At 64.3% G+C, this 17,513-nt stretch carries 12 protein-coding genes; 4 read left to right on the top strand and 8 right to left on the bottom strand.

All coding sequences use genetic code 11. The features are described 5' to 3' along the window. Genes B9Z50_RS05960 through B9Z50_RS05945 form a run of 4 tightly spaced genes read right to left on the bottom strand, consistent with a single transcriptional unit; the run spans nt 1 to nt 3,135 of the window. Nucleotides 1-672 (bottom strand): transaldolase family protein, encoded by a 672-nt coding sequence (locus B9Z50_RS05960; RefSeq protein WP_108362770.1) that lies wholly within the window; start codon nt 670-672, stop codon nt 1-3. Then, nucleotides 669-1,892: an ROK family transcriptional regulator gene (locus tag B9Z50_RS05955; RefSeq protein WP_108362769.1), complete on the bottom strand. Its 1,224-nt coding sequence runs from the start codon at nt 1,890-1,892 to the stop codon at nt 669-671. Before B9Z50_RS05955 ends, B9Z50_RS05960 begins: the two co-directional genes overlap by 4 nt. A gap of 20 nt (nt 1,893-1,912) precedes the next feature. Next, nucleotides 1,913-2,353 carry an RbsD/FucU family protein gene (locus B9Z50_RS05950; RefSeq protein WP_108362768.1) on the bottom strand — a complete coding sequence of 147 codons (441 nt, stop codon included), beginning with the start codon at nt 2,351-2,353 and terminating at the stop codon, nt 1,913-1,915. Next, complete coding sequence (locus B9Z50_RS05945) at nt 2,347-3,135, bottom strand: ATP-binding cassette domain-containing protein (protein WP_233249787.1); 789 nt, start codon at nt 3,133-3,135, stop codon at nt 2,347-2,349. Before B9Z50_RS05945 ends, B9Z50_RS05950 begins: the two co-directional genes overlap by 7 nt. A gap of 165 nt (nt 3,136-3,300) precedes the next feature. On the opposite strand from B9Z50_RS05945, the gene B9Z50_RS05940 reads away from it, so the two are divergent. From B9Z50_RS05940 to B9Z50_RS05930, 3 genes are all read left to right on the top strand, one after another. Continuing rightward, the gene (locus B9Z50_RS05940; RefSeq protein ID WP_108362766.1) at nt 3,301-4,305 is read left to right on the top strand and encodes a sugar ABC transporter substrate-binding protein; all 1,005 of its coding nucleotides are present in this window, start codon (nt 3,301-3,303) and stop codon (nt 4,303-4,305) included. A gap of 158 nt (nt 4,306-4,463) precedes the next feature. Beyond that, a complete protein-coding gene (locus B9Z50_RS05935) occupies nt 4,464-5,408 on the top strand; it encodes an ABC transporter permease (RefSeq protein WP_108362765.1) in 945 nt (314 codons plus the stop codon). Nucleotides 5,409-5,486: 78 nt separating this feature from the next. Continuing rightward, nucleotides 5,487-6,419, top strand: coding sequence for a carbohydrate kinase family protein (locus B9Z50_RS05930; protein ID WP_108362764.1), 933 nt, complete (start codon nt 5,487-5,489; stop codon nt 6,417-6,419). A gap of 60 nt (nt 6,420-6,479) precedes the next feature. Here the strand turns inward: B9Z50_RS05930 and B9Z50_RS05925 are convergent, their stop codons facing one another. Next, nucleotides 6,480-7,679, bottom strand: a complete 1,200-nt coding sequence (locus tag B9Z50_RS05925; RefSeq protein ID WP_304481680.1) for a pyridoxal phosphate-dependent aminotransferase — start codon at nt 7,677-7,679, stop codon at nt 6,480-6,482. Nucleotides 7,680-7,780: 101 nt separating this feature from the next. Between B9Z50_RS05925 and B9Z50_RS05920 the strand changes: the two genes are divergently transcribed. Beyond that, the gene (locus tag B9Z50_RS05920; RefSeq protein ID WP_146183174.1) at nt 7,781-8,077 is read left to right on the top strand and encodes a hypothetical protein; all 297 of its coding nucleotides are present in this window, start codon (nt 7,781-7,783) and stop codon (nt 8,075-8,077) included. On the opposite strand, the gene recD is transcribed toward B9Z50_RS05920, so the two are convergent. From recD to recC, 3 genes are read right to left on the bottom strand one after another with little or no spacing between them, the layout of a single operon-like run. After that, entirely contained in the window at nt 8,074-10,236 is a 2,163-nt protein-coding gene (gene recD / locus B9Z50_RS05915) for an exodeoxyribonuclease V subunit alpha (protein WP_108362761.1), read from the bottom strand. The genes B9Z50_RS05920 and recD overlap by 4 nt on opposite strands. Then, nucleotides 10,233-13,913 carry an exodeoxyribonuclease V subunit beta gene (gene recB / locus B9Z50_RS05910; protein ID WP_108362760.1) on the bottom strand — a complete coding sequence of 1,227 codons (3,681 nt, stop codon included), beginning with the start codon at nt 13,911-13,913 and terminating at the stop codon, nt 10,233-10,235. Before recB ends, recD begins: the two co-directional genes overlap by 4 nt. Next, complete coding sequence (recC, locus tag B9Z50_RS05905) at nt 13,910-17,470, bottom strand: exodeoxyribonuclease V subunit gamma (RefSeq protein ID WP_108362759.1); 3,561 nt, start codon at nt 17,468-17,470, stop codon at nt 13,910-13,912. The genes recB and recC overlap by 4 nt, the downstream gene beginning before the upstream one ends. Nucleotides 17,471-17,513: the final 43 nt, after the last annotated feature.

Raw genomic sequence — 17,513 nt, 5'->3', positions numbered from 1 at the left:
TCAAACAGCGCCAGTTTGGCTCGTCAACACGTCCTGATCAAACTGCGCCATGGCCGCAAGGGTCAGCGGGTCAGTGGCCAGCGCGGCTGCGAACTCTGGGCGCACGGTCACGGCGTGGGCGCCGCAAGCGATCAGGCGCGACAACACGTCGGCTGACTTGATGCTGGCAGCCAGCAGCTGCAGGCCATCGGCCTGCACCGCCACACAAGCCTCGAGCAGTGACCAGACATCGCGGCCATCGGCTTGCAAGCGGCCCACATAGGGCGCGACATAACTGGCCCCTTGCGCCCGCGCCCACAGCAACTGAACCGGGTTGGACAAACCCGTGAGCAAGGTGGGCACGCCCCAGGCCTGCACCTCGCGCAGCACCGTCTGCCAATCGGGGTGGCAAGGCAGCTTGATGGTCAAGCGCACCCGGGCCTGCACCGCAGCGGGCAACAGCACTTCAAGCCATTGCGCGGCCTCGCCCACATCGGCGCGGGGCAATTGCAGCATCAACTCGGGGATGCGGGCCTCACCGGCCTGCGCCACCAGTTGCAGATAACCGGTCAAGCTGACCGGCAAACCGGCTTGCATGACCAAGGTGGGATTGGTGGTCACGCCCTGAACCGGCGGACAACCGGCAGGCAGTGTCCATTGGCGTGCGTCAGCGCAGTCCAGGTAAAACTTCATGCGGCATCCTGCTTCAAAAAGATGTCTTTGTCTGGGAAAAACTGGCTGTGCAGCGGCAGCAAAGCCCCCCCCAGCGCACGGGCATGAGCGCCCACTTGACCCGCCAGCAATTGCGGCTGGTGCATGCCGTCAAAACGGTAGCCATGGAGCGCTTCTTGCGTGGCACTCACCAAGGTGCTCATCAGTGGCGCGCCAAGAGAGCCGTCCATCACCACCGCATCCAGATCCAGCAAGGCCGCCGAACTGGCCACTGTCATGGCCAGGGCTTGACTGGCTTGCGCGATCCATGGCGCGGTGAACTGGGCATAGGCCGGCTCCATGATGGCCGCTTCGTGCTTGAGCAAAGGGTTGTGCCCGGCCGCCAGCAAGGCTTGCTCCAGCTGCCAGCCTGAGGCTTTTTGCAGCAGTTGGGGCGGCATGCCCATCTCTTTGTTCGCGCTCGACGCCAAGCCCACGGGCAAAGAGCCAATCGCCCCGGCGTTGCCGCGATCGCCGTTCATGATGTGGCCAGACAGCACCAAACCTCCGCCAATGAAGGTGCCGACAAACACGTACAAAAAACTGCGCACATGGCGGCCATGACCTTGCAACAACTCGGCCACGCAAGCGGCGGTCGTGTCCTTGGCAAACACCACGGGCAAATCGGTCAAGCCTTGCACTTGCGCCGTCAGGTCGATGTGTTCCCAGCGGGCCAGCGCTTGTGCAGCTTGGCCGCCCATCAGGTCGGCCCATTTGTGCAGCGACAGCGGGGCCGTCAAGCCCACGCCCACAGTGCGCAGCCACAAATCACCCATGCGCTCTTGCAGGGTATTTAGACCCTCGGCCATGGACAAGAACAACCGATCCGGATCAGGATAGTCGTAATGCACTTCCAAGCGCTCCACCGGTTGGCCGCAAAAGTCGGCCACCAGCAGCTCCAAATTGCGCCGCCCCACCTGAATGCCCACGCTGAATGCGCCTTGCGGGTTGAGTGACAGCGGCACCGAAGGCTGGCCGATCTTGCCGCGCACCCGGTCTTGCTTGACCAGCAGCCCATCGTCAAGCAAACGCCCCACGATGATCGCCACCGTTTGGGTGGACAACTGGGTCAAGCGGGCCAGATCGGCCTTGGGGATGGCGCCGTGGTGCCGAATGGCCTGCAGGACAATGCGCTCGTTGAACTGGCGCATCCCAACGTGGTTGGAGCCGCGCATGGCTGAGCTGGAGGTGGCGCTGTTCATGAAAGCAGGTTATTCGGTGATCAAACGAGAATCACGCCTTTGCAAAACAAGGCGTTGCCGTAAGCTGAGCCCTCACCGCTTTGCACGATCAGGCTGGCCCCTTTGATTTTCTCGTAAAAGGCGTAGCGCTCCACCGGCTCGACCTGCAAAGCCTCAAAGCCCTCGGCCACCACCAGATCGACCACCGCTTGCTGGGCTGCCGTGCGGTGACCCTCGGGGCTTTGGCACACGCGCATGAAAGCTGCAGGCTGCGCCACATCCACCGCCAGAGGAAACACCGACAACACGGCACGGCTCACGCGCTCCAGGCTGTGCCCCGGAATGCGAACCACAGGTTTGCCCTGGCTCAAAAAATCGGCCGTGAAATTGGCGTCCACCACCGCCACCCACTCGCCATGACCCATGGCGCACAGGTGCATCAGCAGCTCGGGCGTGAGCAGCGGATCTATTCCCTTCAGCATGTGACCGCCTCTTCCGTACGCAGGCTGGCCGGATCAATGGCGCCCGTGATCAGACCCACAATTTCTTCGGGGCTGGTCTCGCGGGTCAGGCGGCTGCAGATGATGCGCCCCTGACGGAACACCCAGATGCGGTCGACCAGGTCAAACACCTGTCGCAGGTTGTGGCTGATGATGATCAGCGGGATACCCTGTTGTTTGAGGCCCTTGATGATTTCCTCCACCCGAGCGGTCTCTTGCACACCCAGTGCAGCGGTGGGTTCATCCAAGATGATGAGTTTTTTGGCAAAACCTGCCGCGCGGGCAATCGCCACGCATTGGCGCTGGCCACCCGACATGCCGCGCAGGCTTTCGGACATGTCCTGAATTTTCACGCCCGTGGTGGACAGCATGCTGGCCGATTTTTCGCGCATGGCCTTGTGGTTGAGGATGGACAGGGGCCCCAGATTCAGGCGCGTGATTTCGCGGCCCAAAAAAATGTTGGCAGGGACATCCAGGTCCTCGGCCAGCGCCAGTGTTTGGTAAACGGTTTCGATGCCCTTCTCGCGGGCATCCAGAGGCGATTCAAAATGGACTTTGTCTCCATCCAACAGGATATCGCCCGTGTTGGGCTGCTCGGCCCCGGTGATCAGTCGCACAAAAGTGCTTTTGCCCGCGCCGTTGTCGCCCACGATGGCGGCATGTTCGCCCGGCAGCAGGCGAAATTGCGCATCGGTCAGGGCCTTGACACCACCGTAGTGCTTGGTCAGATGTTGAATTTCGAGAACAGGTTTGGATGTGGACATGGCTGCAACTTTCACAAGGAATGCTGCGAGCTTCGCTGATTTCGAATTTTCCCGAATTAGTAAAACTACTAGGTTTACTTAGTCCGTTTTTTCGTTTCCAATCCGCCGGCGGTTCGCAAAATCACTTCTGCGACCGAACAAACCATCAACACCGGAGATAGACCCATGATCAGTAAACGCACACTCGGCCGCATGGCCCTGGCCGCCACAGTCGCCGCCACCTTGATCGCCTGTGGCAAAAAAGAAGAAGCCAAGCCGGCAGCCGCAGCCCCTACCGCCAGCGAGCTGACGATTGCCTACATCACCAACGGCAACACCAACGAAGGCTGGACCCTGATCAACGGTGGGGCAAAAAAAGCGGGCTCCGTGCCCGGCGTCAAATTCATTGAGCTGGCCGCAGAAAAAGGCGAGCTGTCCAAGCAGCTGGCGATCGTCGAAGACATGATCACCCGCAAGGTCAACGCCATTGCCATCGCCCCTGTGGACTCCGCAGGCATTGCGCCGGCCGTGACCAAAGCCCTGGCTGCAGGCATTCCCGTGATCGCCGTGGATACCGGCATCACCGGTTCCAACATCACCTCGTATGTGGCCACCGACAACATCAAAGCGGCCAACGTGCAGGGTAAGTGGGCGGCCGAACAAATCCAGGACGGCGACACCGTGATTTATGTCACCGGTGATCTGGGCCAGTCCACCGGACAAGAGCGCAAAAAAGGCTTTGTGGACGCGCTCAACGAAGTGCGCAAGAACGTGAGAATCGTGGAAGTGCCCACCACTTGGGACCAGACCATGGCCCAAAACGGTGTCGAATCGGCCCTGCGCGCCAACCCCAAAGCCAAGGTGATTGCCTGCGCATGGGACGGCGGGGCCTTGGGTGCCAAAGCCGCTTTGATGGCCGCAGGCAAAAAGCCTGGCGCCGTCAAGATCGCGGGCTTTGACGGTTCGCCCGGTGGCCTGGACATGATGAAAGATGGCTGGCAACAAGCCAACGCCGCGCAGATGCTAGCCAAGATCGGTGAAGTGGGCGTGCAAACCGCAATTGCCGCAGCCAAGGGCGAAAAAGTCGAAGCGCGCATCGACACCGGCTCCTTCCTGGTGTTGCCTTCCAACGTGGACAAGTTCGCTGCCGACTCCGGCGTGGGCCAGTTCATGAAGGTCAAAGCCAAATAAGTCAAGGCCAAAAAATGGCAGGCCCGGACCTGAGGGTACGGGTCTGCGTTTGGATGTAGGAGCCCACCCCTGTGGGCAAATGGGCGTTTTTTCCACGCATGCATTCGCCCACAGGGGTGGGCTCCTACTGAAATCCCGAATTGAATACTGAGAAATTTATGAAATCCATCACCCGACAAGAATGGTACGGCGCTTTTGTAGCGGTCATCGTGCTGGGCGTGCTGCTCTCCTTGGCCTCGCCTTACTTCCTGACCACCGGCAATCTGTCCAACATCTTGGTTCAGGCATCGGTGATCGCCTTGCTCGCGGGTGGACAAACCTTTGTCATCTTGACAGGCGGTGTGGATTTGGCGGTTGGCGCCATGACGGCATTGGCAGGCGCAGTAGCAGGCTACATGATGGTCAAGCTGGGCGTAGACCCGTACTTGGCCATGCTGGTGGCCTTGGCCATCGGTGCTGCAGTGGGCTTGTTCAACGGCTATTTGGTGGCTTTTGTGGGCATTCCCGCCTTCATTGTCACCCTCGGCGGCTTGACCCTGTGGCGTGGTCTGGCCTTCGACCTGACAGGCGGTTTTGACAACGCAGGCTTGCCCGACCCCTTCCCTTTTATTGGCTATGGCGATGTGTTTGGCATCCCCATGCCCACGTTGATCACCGGCATCTTTTTTGTGGTGATGGCATTCATTTTGTCGAGCACCAAAATTGGCCGTTACGTTTATGCCATGGGCTCCAACGAGATGGGAGCCCGTCAAGTGGGCATCAACATCCGCTGGTACAAACTGGGCGTGTACGTCATCTCAGGTCTGGCCTGCGCCATGGCTGCAATTGTGCTCATGGCCCGCATGGACTCGTCCAGCGGAAAAATGGCGCAAATGTTCGAGCTGGACGCGATTGCTGCCGTCATTTTGGGTGGCACCTCGCTGTTTGGCGGGCGCGGCAGCATCTGGGGCAGTTTGCTGGGTGCGGTGCTCATCACCATGATCCGCAATGGCATGAACCTGCTGGAAGTCTCACAGTTCAAGCAAATGATGGCCATCGGCGCGGTGGTGATCATCGCGGTGTGGATCGACGTGATCCGGCGCAAGCACCTGCTGAAAAAATAAGCCCTTGCTTGTGATCGGCGCCCTCTTCATTCCAAAGGCCTGACACAAGCAAGCCACACCCTAACCACCTTGATTGACATGCCTACACCGATTTTTGTCCTGGGCGAAGCCCTGATGGACTGCATTGCCCAACCCGACGGTCAACTGCGCCCCCTCATGGGCGGCAGCCCCTTCAACCTGGCCCGCGCCGCTGCGCTGCGCGGTGCTTCGGCGGCCTACCTCAACCCCTTGTCGAGCGACTTGTTTGGCCAGGGCATGGCCGGGCAGCTGCAAAAAGACGGTGTGCAATTGAGCGGCGGCAGCACGGTTTTGCCCACCTCGCTGGCCGTGGTGCAGGTGTCCAACGGACAACCGAGCTACGGCTTCTACCGCGAAGGCATCGCCGACCGAGACTACACGGTGGACGGCATCGTGGCCTTGTTGCGTGCGCAAAAAACGCCGGGTATTATGCACACCGGCTCCTTGCTGCTGATCCCGCCGGAGCACCACAAAGTGCTGGCCATCTTGCAAACCGCACGCGCCATGGGTTGGACCATCAGCGTGGACATCAACCTGCGCCCCCAGGTGGCGGGCGAGTTGGCGCCTTACGTGGCTGCCCTGAAAGACGTGATCGCCCTGACCGACTGGCTCAAAGCCAGCGATGAGGACCTGCAAACGATGGGTTTTGCCGATGTGCGCCTGGCCGAATCTGCACGCTTGGTGGAAACCCTGCGTTCGGGCGTACCCCAGGCCGCGCTCAGCCGCGTGGCCCTGACCTTTGGCGGTGATGGTGCGCACTTGGACATCGCAGGCCACGGCTGCAGTTTGCCTGTGCCCCCCACCCAAGTGGTCGACACCGTGGGTGCGGGCGACACCTTCTGGGGCAACGCCCTGGCAGACTGGGCCCTACAGCCCGATGGCGCAGCCGATCGCGTGGCCACCACCTTGGCCCAGGCCATGAAAGCCGCGGCGCTGAACTGCGCCCGCCAAGGCTGCCAGCCTCCGCGCTGGGATGAAGTGCAAGCGGCTTGAGCCGAATCGAGGCACAGGGCTGAGCGGGCATTGCCCTTGAGCAAAGCCGCCTAGACGCCCTCAGGCGGCTGCCGACGGGTTTTGGGCCAGCCAAGTTTTGAGCCGGTCCACGCCTTGCGCCAAGCGCGCCAGATCCTTGGAGGCAAAACACCAACGCAGCCAACCCGCCGCCTCGGGCGCAAAGGCCTCGCCGGGGGCCAAACCCAACCCGGCTTCGGCCACCAAGCGCTTGGCAGTCTGCACCGCATCAGGGTGACCGTCGAGCCTGAAAAACGCGTACATGCCGCCCCGTGCTGGCGCCAGTTGCACCCCAGGCACAGCCTGAAGCAGGGGCACCAGCGTGTCCCGGCAGGCTTGGAGGTGGGCCACCACGCGGGGCGTGATGTCGGCGGTGTTTTGCAGGGCCACCACACCCGCCTTTTGGGTGAACACCGAGGCGCACGAGGTGTTGAACTCGATCAGCTTGCCCATGTGCGGCGTCATGGCTTGAGGCATAACCAGCCAGCCCAGTCGCCAGCCTGTCATCAAAAAGCTCTTGGAAAAACTGTGCACCACGACCAGTCGGTCATCGGGCTCGGCCACGTCCAGAAAAGACGGCGCGCAGCCGTTGGGTGTGTCGGTTTCGTAATACAGGCGCTCGTACACCTCGTCGGCCAGCACCCAGGTGCCGGTGCTGCGGCAGTGCGCCAGGATCTCGGCCTGCTCGGCGCGGCTGAGTGTCCAGCCCGTGGGGTTGTTGGGCGAGTTGACGATGAGCACTCGGGTGGCGGGCGTGATGGCGGCTTTGAGCGCGGCCATGTCGAGTTGCCACTGCCCACCCACCGGGAGTAGCGACACGCATTTCAAATGGGCCCCCATGACGAGCGCCTGCGCCGTGAGGTTCGGCCACACGGGCGTGACGGCGACCACTTCGTCGCCCGCGTCGATCAGCGCCTGCGCGGCCAACATCAAGGCGTTCACGCCGCCCGAGGTGATGGCAAAACGCTCAACCCCAATCGGGCCGTGCAGGGCCGACATGTAATCCGAGACCGCTTGGCGCAGTTCAGGCAGGCCCAGGTTGTGCGAATAAAAGGTCTCGCCTTTTTGCATGGAATCGATGGCCGCCTGGCGCACGATGTCGGGCGTGACTTCGTCGGATTCGCCAAACCAGAAGGCCAGCACATCGGGGCGACCCATGCCCGCGTTGGCGACTTCGCGGATCCGGGACTCTTCCAGGTCCATGACGGCCTGGCGCATGAAAGGGGGTGTTGAAATGTTCATCCAAGCATCCTAACGGCTGGCCTGCCACGGCCTTGTCGCGCTTTGCACAGCCGCGTGATTTGCCTATGATGACCGGCACAAAAATCATCAGGGAGACACGCATGAAGCCCCCCAATTGGACCCGTGCTTGGGCCCGCCCATGGTCGCCAACGCTGACCAGCACCGCCCTGGCCTTGGCGCTGGCAGGCCTGGTCCCCAGCAGCGCGGCGGTGGAGACCTTCACCGCCACCTCGGGCGCAGACAAGCCCGTCAAAGGCCAAAAGCCCAAAGCCGCCAAAGCGCCCCAACCGGCCAGCGACAAAGGCTCGGCCGAGGGCCGGGCCGAACGCGACAAGCGCTTGCTGCGCGAGTGCCGGGGCCGCCCCAATGCGGGCGCGTGCGAGGGCTACGCCAGCTAAGCCCACCCCAGGCGCAGACCGCTCACGCGCACGCTGGGTCGGGCCATGGCGGCGTCCAGCAAACCGGGCTGGCCTTCGATCAGGGTGAACTGCTCGCGGGCGCGGGTGATACCGGTGTAGACCAGCTCGCGCGAGAGCACATCGGCCGCGCCTGGCGGCAAGACCAAAGCCGTGTGGGCAAACTCCGAGCCTTGGCTTTTGTGGACCGTCATGACAAAGGCGGTGTCAGCATGCGCCAGGCGCAAGACGCTGACGGAGCGCAGCTGCTCGCCATCCGCAAACCAGACCTTGAGCATGCCTTGTGGGTTGGGCAAGACCACGCCCACGTCGCCATTGAACACGCCCAATTGGGCGTCGTTGCGCGTGACCATGACCGGGCGACCGGCAAACCACTCGCCTTGCGGCTGCAACCAACCGGCATCGGCCAGCGCTTTTTGCACCGCCGCATTGAGCGCGGTGGTGCCCCAATCGCCCTGGTGCACGGCGCACAAAATGCGAAAACGCTCGAACGCCTGGAGCACACTGCTGACCCAACTGGCATGCTCTTGCGCACCTTGCCCAGCTGGGCCTGATTGCAAAAGACCCAGGTAATCGACGTAGGACGGCTTGCCCTGTGCCCCCAACGCCAGATCGCAAACGGCCTGCGGGCCGCTCGGCTGGAGGGCCAGCAGGGCAGAAAGTTGCGCTGTGGGAGCGGTCTCAGACCGCGACAAATCGCCAGCAAGGCCTTCGCGGCCAGAGGCCGCGCCTACAGAGTCCGCGTTGTTGGGGCCATCCAAGCAGGCGTGAGCCGCTGCCGCGTCGCCCAGGTTGACGGCCAAAGCCAACTGGCCTATCGCACCCTTGAAGCGGCGGCTTTCGCGCAGCATCACGGTCTGTTGGGCCAGCGCTGGCGCGGCATGGGCCAGGTATTGGCCCGGCAAGGCCTGCCCCGTCACAGCCTGCACAAACTGCGCGGTGCTCGCGCTGTAAAGGCCCTGTGCGGCGTCTTGGCACAAATCGCCCAACACCGCCCCGGCCTCCACCGAGGCCAGCTGGTCCTTGTCGCCCAGCAACACCAGCCGCGACGTGGCTGGCAGCGCCTGCAACAAGGCGTCCATCATCTCCAGGTGCACCATCGAGGCTTCGTCCACGATCAGCACGTCCACATCGAGCGGGTTGGCCGCGTGGTGCCTGAACTGGCGCGTGTCGGGCCGCGCGCCCAGCAGCGAATGCAGGGTGCGGGCCGGACCCATGCGGGCGATCAGCGTATTCAGATCCAGACCACTGCCCTCAGGCACTTGCTCTTGCAACGTGGTCAACGCGTTGTCGATGGATTGCTTGAGCCGCGCCGCCGCTTTGCCCGTGGGCGCGGCCAGCGCCACGCGCAGGGGGCTGTCGCCCTCATGCAGCGCCAGCAGCAAAGCCAGCAGGCGTGCCGCGGTGTAGGTCTTGCCCGTGCCCGGGCCGCCGGTGATGACCGACAAACGTGCACGCAGGGCCACGGCGCAGGCCGTTTTTTGCCAGTCGATGTCGGCGGGCGCATCGGCTTTTGGCGCTTCGGCATTTGGCTCAAAGAAACGGTCCAGCCAGCGGCGTGCCGCCACCTCGTGCACAGGCAAGGGCTCTGTGGCCCGCTGCAGCAGGCCTTGGCCCACACGTTTTTCATAGCCCGCATAACGGCGCAGGTACAAAAGCGGCACCTCGGCCGTGCCGCCCAGCACCAGCGGCTGGCCCTGGTCGGGCGCGTCGCTGTGGCGCACGCAGGCCTTGGCGGATGTCGCCCCTTGCAAGGCTGTTTGCCAGTCGCGCAGCGTGCCAGGCAGGTGCGCCCACAGTGCACGCAGGCCTTGCGGCCCGTCCACCGCCGCAGCGGGCCAGCCCAGCAGCGCCACAGGCGCTGCGCACAGATCGGCCACGGGCAAACAGGTGTGGCCACGCCCTTCCATCTGCGCGAGCAATGCCGCTGCCGCCAGCAGCGCGGGGCTGGCTTGGCCATCGAGCCGCAGCAGTTGGGCCGCCAGGGCACTGTCGATGTGGCGCAGCAGGCCTTGCTCGGTCCACAGCTGCAGCCATTGCAGCGTTTGCGCGGCGCTCAGGTCTTGGGCTGGCAAGTCGTTGAGCCAATCCATTTGCGTGGTGGGGACAGACATCGTGCGCGGGGGCTTTTTGAAACTCATGCTTTCACCTCGGCATTGAGCATGGCGTCCAAACCGTCGAGCAATTCAAGGTTCGCAGGCAAGGTGCAGCAGCCGCCCGCAGGCCCGTCGATACCACGCAAGAACAGGTACACCGCGCCACCCAGTTGCTGGGTCGGGTTGTAGGCCTCGCCCAGCCGGGCACGCAGCAGACGGTGCAGCGCCAGCATGTAAAGCGCAGCCTGCACCTCGTAGCGGTGGTGGGCCATGGCGGCATCGAGCGCCTGCGCTGAGTAGGCCGCGTCATCGGCACCCAGGTGATTGGATTTGTAGTCGATCACCCAATAACGGCCTTCGTGCTCGAACACCAAGTCGGCAAAGCCCATCAGCATGCCGTGCAGCTGCGCATCGGGCAGTTGTGGGCGGCTCACGCCGGGCAGCAGGTGCTGCTGACACAGGGCATCCACCTCGCGGGCGTGCAGCCGCTGGGCAGGCAGCCAAAACTCCATCTCGGGCAGCAAGGAGCCCAGCGCGTTCAGGGGTGCGCCGAGGCCGCGCAGGGGTTGCGCGAGCACTCGGGTGAGCCACTGCACCACGTCGTCGGCCTGGGTGGTGTAGCCCGCGTTCTCGCAGCGCTTTTTCAGGCGCTCGGCCTTGGGCGCATCGAGCACAAAACCATCGGCCGCCAGCCACTCAAGTTGGTCGTGCAAAAAGTTGCCTGCGCTCGGCCCTTTGGCAAAACCGTGCCAGGGGGCCAAGCTGGCCGTGGGCGCTGCGGGTGTGGGCAGCGCTTGGGTGTCTTCGGGGGGTTCGTCGTCGGCCGGGCGTGGCGTGGCCATGTGCAACACCGTTTGTGAAGACAGGTCACGCGTCAAGCGCGAAAAGCTCGCAATCGTCCAAGACTTGTCGATGCGAGCGGTGCAAACCAGCGCGTCGCGCAGCTCGGTGGTGCGGACGGGCCGCCGCCACGCCGTGAGCGGCAGCTTCTCTTTTGCGGGCACCAGCTGCACCGACAAAGCTTGGACCGGCTCTGGGGTCTGCAGTGCTTGCAGCTTGGGCAACCAATCGGCCGCCTCCAATGGCGCACCGCCGCTCAACAAATGGCCGGCTGCGCTGTGGTGGTTCACGCAGCTTTTGCCCAAGCCCCGCGTGACCAGACTCCAGCCCACCCACAACGCATGCCGCGCACGCGTGAGCGCCACATACCAAAGACGCAGGTCTTCGCGCAGGCGGTCTTTGTCGGCCAGTTGGGTGTCGTCCTTGTCAAAGTCCAGCGTCCAGTGGCGCTCACCCTGGCCACCACCCTGCCCCCCACTGCTTTCGAGCTGCAGCACCGGGGTTTTGTGCGCTTGCATCACGCGGTGGCTGTGCGCAAAAGGCAGACACACCACCGGGTACTCCAGGCCTTTGCTGGCGTGGATGGTGATGACTTTGACCAGGTCCTCATCGCTCTCCAGCCGCACGGTTTGCTCTTCGCTGTCGCCAGCGCCACCGGACTTGACCTCTTCGATTTGCTGGTCCAACCAACGGATCAGGGCCTGCTCGCCGTCGAGCTGGCTGCTGGCCGTTTGCAGCAGCTCGGCCAAGTGCAGCACATTGGTCAGACGGCGCTCGCCGTCGCTCTGGCCGCGCCAGCGCTCGGCCAGGTGCAGCACATGCAGCGACTGGCGCAGCATGGCCAACACGCCCTGCCCTTGCCAGACCCCGCGCAAGTCGCGCATTTGCTCGGCGCGCTGGTCCAGCAAGTCGTCTTGCGTGGCCAAGTCGTGCAGTTCGGCCAGCGACAGCCCCACCGTGCGAGAGCCCAAGGCGGCGCGCACGCGGCGCATGTCCTGCGGCTCGGCCACACCCCGCAGCCACAGGCACAGGTCGCCTGCTTCATCGCTGGCAAACACCGAGTCGCGGTCAGACAGGTAGACCGAGGCCACGCCGCGCACACGCAAAGCGTCGCGCACGGCAGCGGCCTCTTTGCCTGTGCGCACCAACACGGCGATGTCTTGGGGTCGCAGCGGCTTGTCGCCCTTGTTTGGGTCCACAAACCGGGCCTGTGGATCACCGAGCCAAGCCACGATCTGCTCGGCACACAAGGCCGACAAATGCGCCAATGCATCGCGTGCGCTGCGCAGCAGGGCGTCGTGCACCACCGTCATGGCCTTCACATCGCCATCTCGGGTGGTGAACACTTCAGGACGGCCCTTGGCTTTGACAGGCTGGAATGGCAGCGGGTTTTCGTCGCCACGCTGGTAGCCAAAGGCGTCTTGGGGGATTTCAAACCAGCGGTTGACCACATCGACCACTGCCTGGGTTGATCGGAAATTGGTGCCCAACACATGGTGCCGACCTGTGGTGGCCAAACGAGCGGCCAAATAGCTGTGGATGTCGGCCCCCCGAAAACCGTAGATCGATTGCTTGGGGTCCCCGATCAGCAGCAGCGCGGCGTCTTGCCGGTTCTCGGCCGTGCGGTAGATGCGGTCAAAGATGCGGAACTGCAGCGGCGAGGTGTCCTGGAACTCGTCGATCATCGCCACCGGGAACTGCTCGCGCAGGCGCTGCGCCAGGCTCTCGCCCGATTCAGGGTCGGCCAGGGCCACATCGAGGCGCTGGAGCATGTCGGCAAAACCGAACAAGCCGCTGCGCCGCTTGAGCTCGGCCATGCGCTGCAGCACATGGGTGCGGGCGTGCAAGCGGGCGGCATGCGAGGGGTCGGGCAAGGCCAACAAAGCCGCTTGCAGATCGGCGTAGGCCTCAGATTCGGGCGGCAAGTCCACGGGTGCTTCGCCGGCTTTGCGGCAGGCCAGCAAACCCTCGGGCGTGAAGCGGGACCAACCTGCCTTCATCTCTTTTTGCAGCACCTCGGGCTCGTCTGCGCTTTGCGACCAAGCTTTGAGCACACCCAGCCAGGCTTCGCAATTTTTGTAGCTCAACTTGCGGCCATCCCAGCTCGCCTTGTGGTGCGCCATTTGCCCCTCGATCCAGCCCAGCAAGTTGTCGGCTTTTTCAACCCAGCCCTGCTTGAGCGCGGCCAGTTGCGCATCGCGCGTGCCCTGCACTGCAACGAACACCTGCGCCAGCGCGCCGGGGGCGGGGTCAGCCAGCGGCACCGCCATCAGGGCGCGCATGTCCTGGTCGAGTGCGCTCACATCGCGCCAAACACGCTGCACCTGCGCCACCAGCGGTGTGGCCATGGGGTACAACTGCTGGCGCCAATAGTCCTGCACGGCTTCGAGGCGCAGCGCAGCTTCGTCGCCCACCAGGTTTTCTTCAAACAAGCTGCCGCTGTCAAAAGCGTGCTCGCGCAGCATGCGCTGGCACCAGGCGTCGATGGTGTAAACGGCCGCATCGTCCATGGCCTGCGCCGCCAGCGCGAGCCGATGCGCCGCCAGTTCGCGGAGCTCGCCTTCGGGGTATTCGCTTTGGAGTTGATTCAGGAAGTCGTCGTCGGTTTCGGCCATGCCTCGAAACACCTGCGCCGCCTCGGTCAGGCGGGCGCGGATGCGGTCCGACAACTCGCGTGTGGCGGCGCGGGTGAAGGTCATCACCAACACGTCTTGCGGCAGCATAGGGCGCACGGGGGCGCTGCCCCCATCGCCATGCCCCAGCACCAGGCGCACATACAGCGCGGCAATCGTCCAGGTCTTGCCCGTGCCAGCGCTCGCCTCGATCAGGTGGCTGCCGCGCAGGGGAAAGCTGTGGGCGTTCAGTGCGTGTGCGCGGCTCATGCCTCATCCCCTTCATCGTCTGCAGCCGCGCCAGGCAGGGCCTCGACTTGCGCCTGGGCTGCCCAGGCCTTGAGCGGCGCATACACCGCCTGCGCCAACCGGTCCAGAGCCCCCGTGGCCAGCAGGTCATCCACCTGGGGGTAGGTGCGGGCCAGGGCTGGGTCTTTGTCTTTTTCTGCGCTTTTGAAGTCGCCGCCCTCGTAGGCGTCGGCCAGCGCGTTGTGGTTGTCCGGGTCCTTGAGCCACTGCAAGGCCACGCCCGGCGGCAAAGGCAGCGGCCAGCGCATGCCCTCGGCCCAAGTGGCCAGCAGCAACTGCATCTGGGCACGGGCGGCCTCAGGGTCTTGCAGGGGCACACGCACCACGGCATTGCGGCCCACCACCACGCACTGGCAGGACTGGCCCATAGCGGCAGCGGCCAGCGACTGCAGCCAGCTGTCGATGAGTTTGTCGGGTCTGGCCTGCGGCGCTTTGGTTTGGAGGTCCGCCACGTCGTTGGCGCGCAAGCTCAAAAGGAGTTGCCCACCCTCACCCGCCAGCACGCCGCCCAAAGTGTCCCGCAAAACGACCTGCGGGTGCACCTGGTCCAGCAAGATGCGCTCGGCCGCTTGCGGGTAGGCTGCGCGCTCGCGCAGCGCAGCCGCCAGTTGGGTCTGCAAAATATGGCTGAGTTTTTGCGCTTCGAGTGTGCCCACGCCCGCCAGCGGCAAGGCCCCGGCCAGGCGCAGCTGCTGCACCACACGCGCCGCGTGCGCTGGCAATTGTTCTGCACGCAACTGGGCAGGCACATGCTGCAATTCGTGGTCCAGCAGCTGGTACAAGTCCAGCCCGCCCAAACCAAACAGCTCTTCGCCCAGCAGTTCGCTGCGCTCGGTCTGCAGGTGCACCTGCAAGCGCTCACTGAAGAACGCGCCCACAGGTTTGCGCAAAAAACGAGCCAGTTGGGTGAGCGTGATGACGGGCACACCGTTGGCAGATTCCAGTGGGGGGAGCAAAACGAACGAGGACCCCGTAGGGGCGGTCTGCGACCGCGATGATGTTTCAGGTGACCCATCGCGGTCAGAGACCGCTCCTACAGGCTGAGGTTCGCGGTCGGAGACCGCTCCTGGGGAGGGGGCGCTCTGCGCAGCACGCCACTCCTTGGCATAGGTCTGCAGCCCACTGCCCACCTCAAAGTAAGCGCGGCTAAACGGTTGCAGCGGATGCACCGTGGTCAGGCCTTGGGCCGTGTCTTTGCCCCAGAGCAGATCGATCTCGTCACGCAGCTGCGACACCAGCACCGAGGGCGGTTGCTCGCTGTTGTTGCGCACGCTGCGGCCGCTCCAGCTCACGTACAAGAGCTGCCGCGCTGACAGGAGTGCTTCGAGCATGAGCTGGCGGTCGTCGTCGCGACGCGAGCGGTCGCCTGGGCGCGTCATGCCCGGCAGGCCCATCAGGTCAAAGTCGGCACGCGGGCTGCGGCGCGGGTAGTCGCCATCGTTCATGCCCAGCAGGCACACCGCCTTGAACGGGATCGCCCGCATCGGCATCAGCGTGCAAAAAGTCACGCCGCCAGCGCGAAAGCGCTGCTCCAGCCGGGGTGCCTTCAAGGCTTCAAGCCAGGCCGAACGGGCCACGGCCAAAGGCACAGCCTCGGCAAAGCCCGCTTCGCCGCAAGCGCGCACCCAGTCGTTGAGCGCCTGGTCGAGCGCTGCCAGGGCATTGCGGTCGTGGTCGTCACGCGGCTTGAACAGGGCCACGAGCATGGCGCGGCAACGCTCGGCCCACCGCACGGGCGTGGCGCTTTGTGTGCAGCTTTGCCACCAGTCGATCAGGGCCTGCAGCAGGTGCGCCAGCGATCCAGCCAATTCGGCGTCCAGCCCACCCACTTCAGGGTAAGGCGACACGCCCCATGAAACGTCATCGTCCACCGGGTCTGCACCGCAGGCATAACCCATGAGCATGCGCTGCACGCCAAACAGCGCCGAGTTGTCGTCGCCGCACACGCCCAGCCCCAGGCCCGCGCGGTGCTCGGCCGACAGGCCCCAGCGGATGCCCGAGCCCGCCATCCAGCGCGTGAGTGTGGGCAGGTGTTCGTCTTTCAAGCCAAAGCGGGCCGCGAGCGCGGGCACTTCGAGCAGTTCGACCAGCTCGCTCATGCGGCTGCGCTGCTGCGGCAGGGCCAGCAACCATTCGACCGCGTGGATGAGCGGGCTGATGGCCTGCGCACCCAAGTCGGCAATGTCGTACGGAATGAAACGCGCATCTGCGCGCTTGTATTGGCCAAACACGGCGCGGATCGCCGGGGCCATGACTTCGATGTCGGGCACCATGACCACCACGTCGCGCGGCGACAAAGGCTCGGGCGAGGCGTGGAACCACTGCAGCAACTGGTCGTGCAGCACTTCAAGTTCGCGCACCGGGCTGTGCGCCACACTGAACGTGACCGAGCGGTCATCCTGGCGCAAAGGCAGGGCTTTGGCTCCACCACTGGACGGCTCCAGGTCGCGGATGCGCCGCTGCAGCTGCGCGAGCAGTCGCGTGCCGTCTTCGCCGGGCACATCGTCAAAAAAGTCCAGGCGCGGCCACTGCGTGACTTGCTGGGCCGCCTGCAGGTCGTCAAAGGCGTCCAGCTGGCGGATGAAGTCGCGCCCCTGCCGCCCCCATGCGGCCAAAAGCGTGGGCGCGTGCAGGTGCATCTGCGCCAGCGGCAAAGCGGCCAGCGCCTCGCCCCGGTAGGCATGGCGGCGGCGCTCGGCCTGCAGCCACTCGCGCCCGTCCATGATGTCGCCCCAGTGGTATTGACATGGGTTGGGCACAGCCAACAGCACCTGGCTGTGCGCGGCCAGTGCCGCCAGCATCTCCAGCAACTGACCTGGCATGTGGCTCATGCCAAACACCGATACGCGCCGCGCCACGGGGCTGGCCAAAGGCTGGCCCGACTGCAGGTGCGCCAGGGCCCGTGCATGCAGCGCGGGGCGTGTGGCCTGGCGCTGGCTGTCATCCAAAGTGTCGAGCACGCGCCGCCAGAGTTCGGCCTGCCAAAGTTGGTCTTCGCCCAGCTCGTCATGGCCAGCGGCTTTGCGCAGCACGTTGCGCCCAGCGGCCCAGTCTTGCAGCCAATCGGGGCGGTAGATTTGGTACTGGTCAAACAGATCGGCCAGTCGGCTGGCCAGTTGCAGCAGCCGGTCGGGCTCGTCACCGCGCAAAAAGCCCGCCACGGGTTGGAACACGGGATCACTCAGGCAGCCCGGCAGCACGGCCATCAACCGCCAAGTCATGGGCAGTTTGTCCAGCGGTGATTCAGACGGCACCTGTTGCGAGCCCAGCACCTGCCGGTAAGTGCGCCACAAAAAGCGCGAAGGCAGCTCCACCCGCGTGGCGGCGCACACGCCACCTTGGCGGGCCAGCTCGATCTTGATCCACTCGGCCATGCCGTTGCTTTGCACCAGCACCACTTCGCTCTCCAGCGGCAGCAAAGGGTGCGCACGCAGCCAAGCCGTGAGGGTGTCGGCCAGCACCTCAGAGCGGTGGCTGTGCAAGGCGATGAAGCCGGGGGAAATGGAGGATGCAGGCATGCAGTAAAGGGCGCGCAGGAGCAAGAAAACAGAGAAAAAAGGA

This window comes from Limnohabitans sp. Bal53 (assembly GCF_003063355.1).
In the GTDB taxonomy this organism is placed as follows: domain Bacteria; phylum Pseudomonadota; class Gammaproteobacteria; order Burkholderiales; family Burkholderiaceae_C; genus Limnohabitans_A.
Note: the sequence above shows the minus strand (reverse complement) of the source record. Positions and strands in the feature narration are given on the sequence as shown.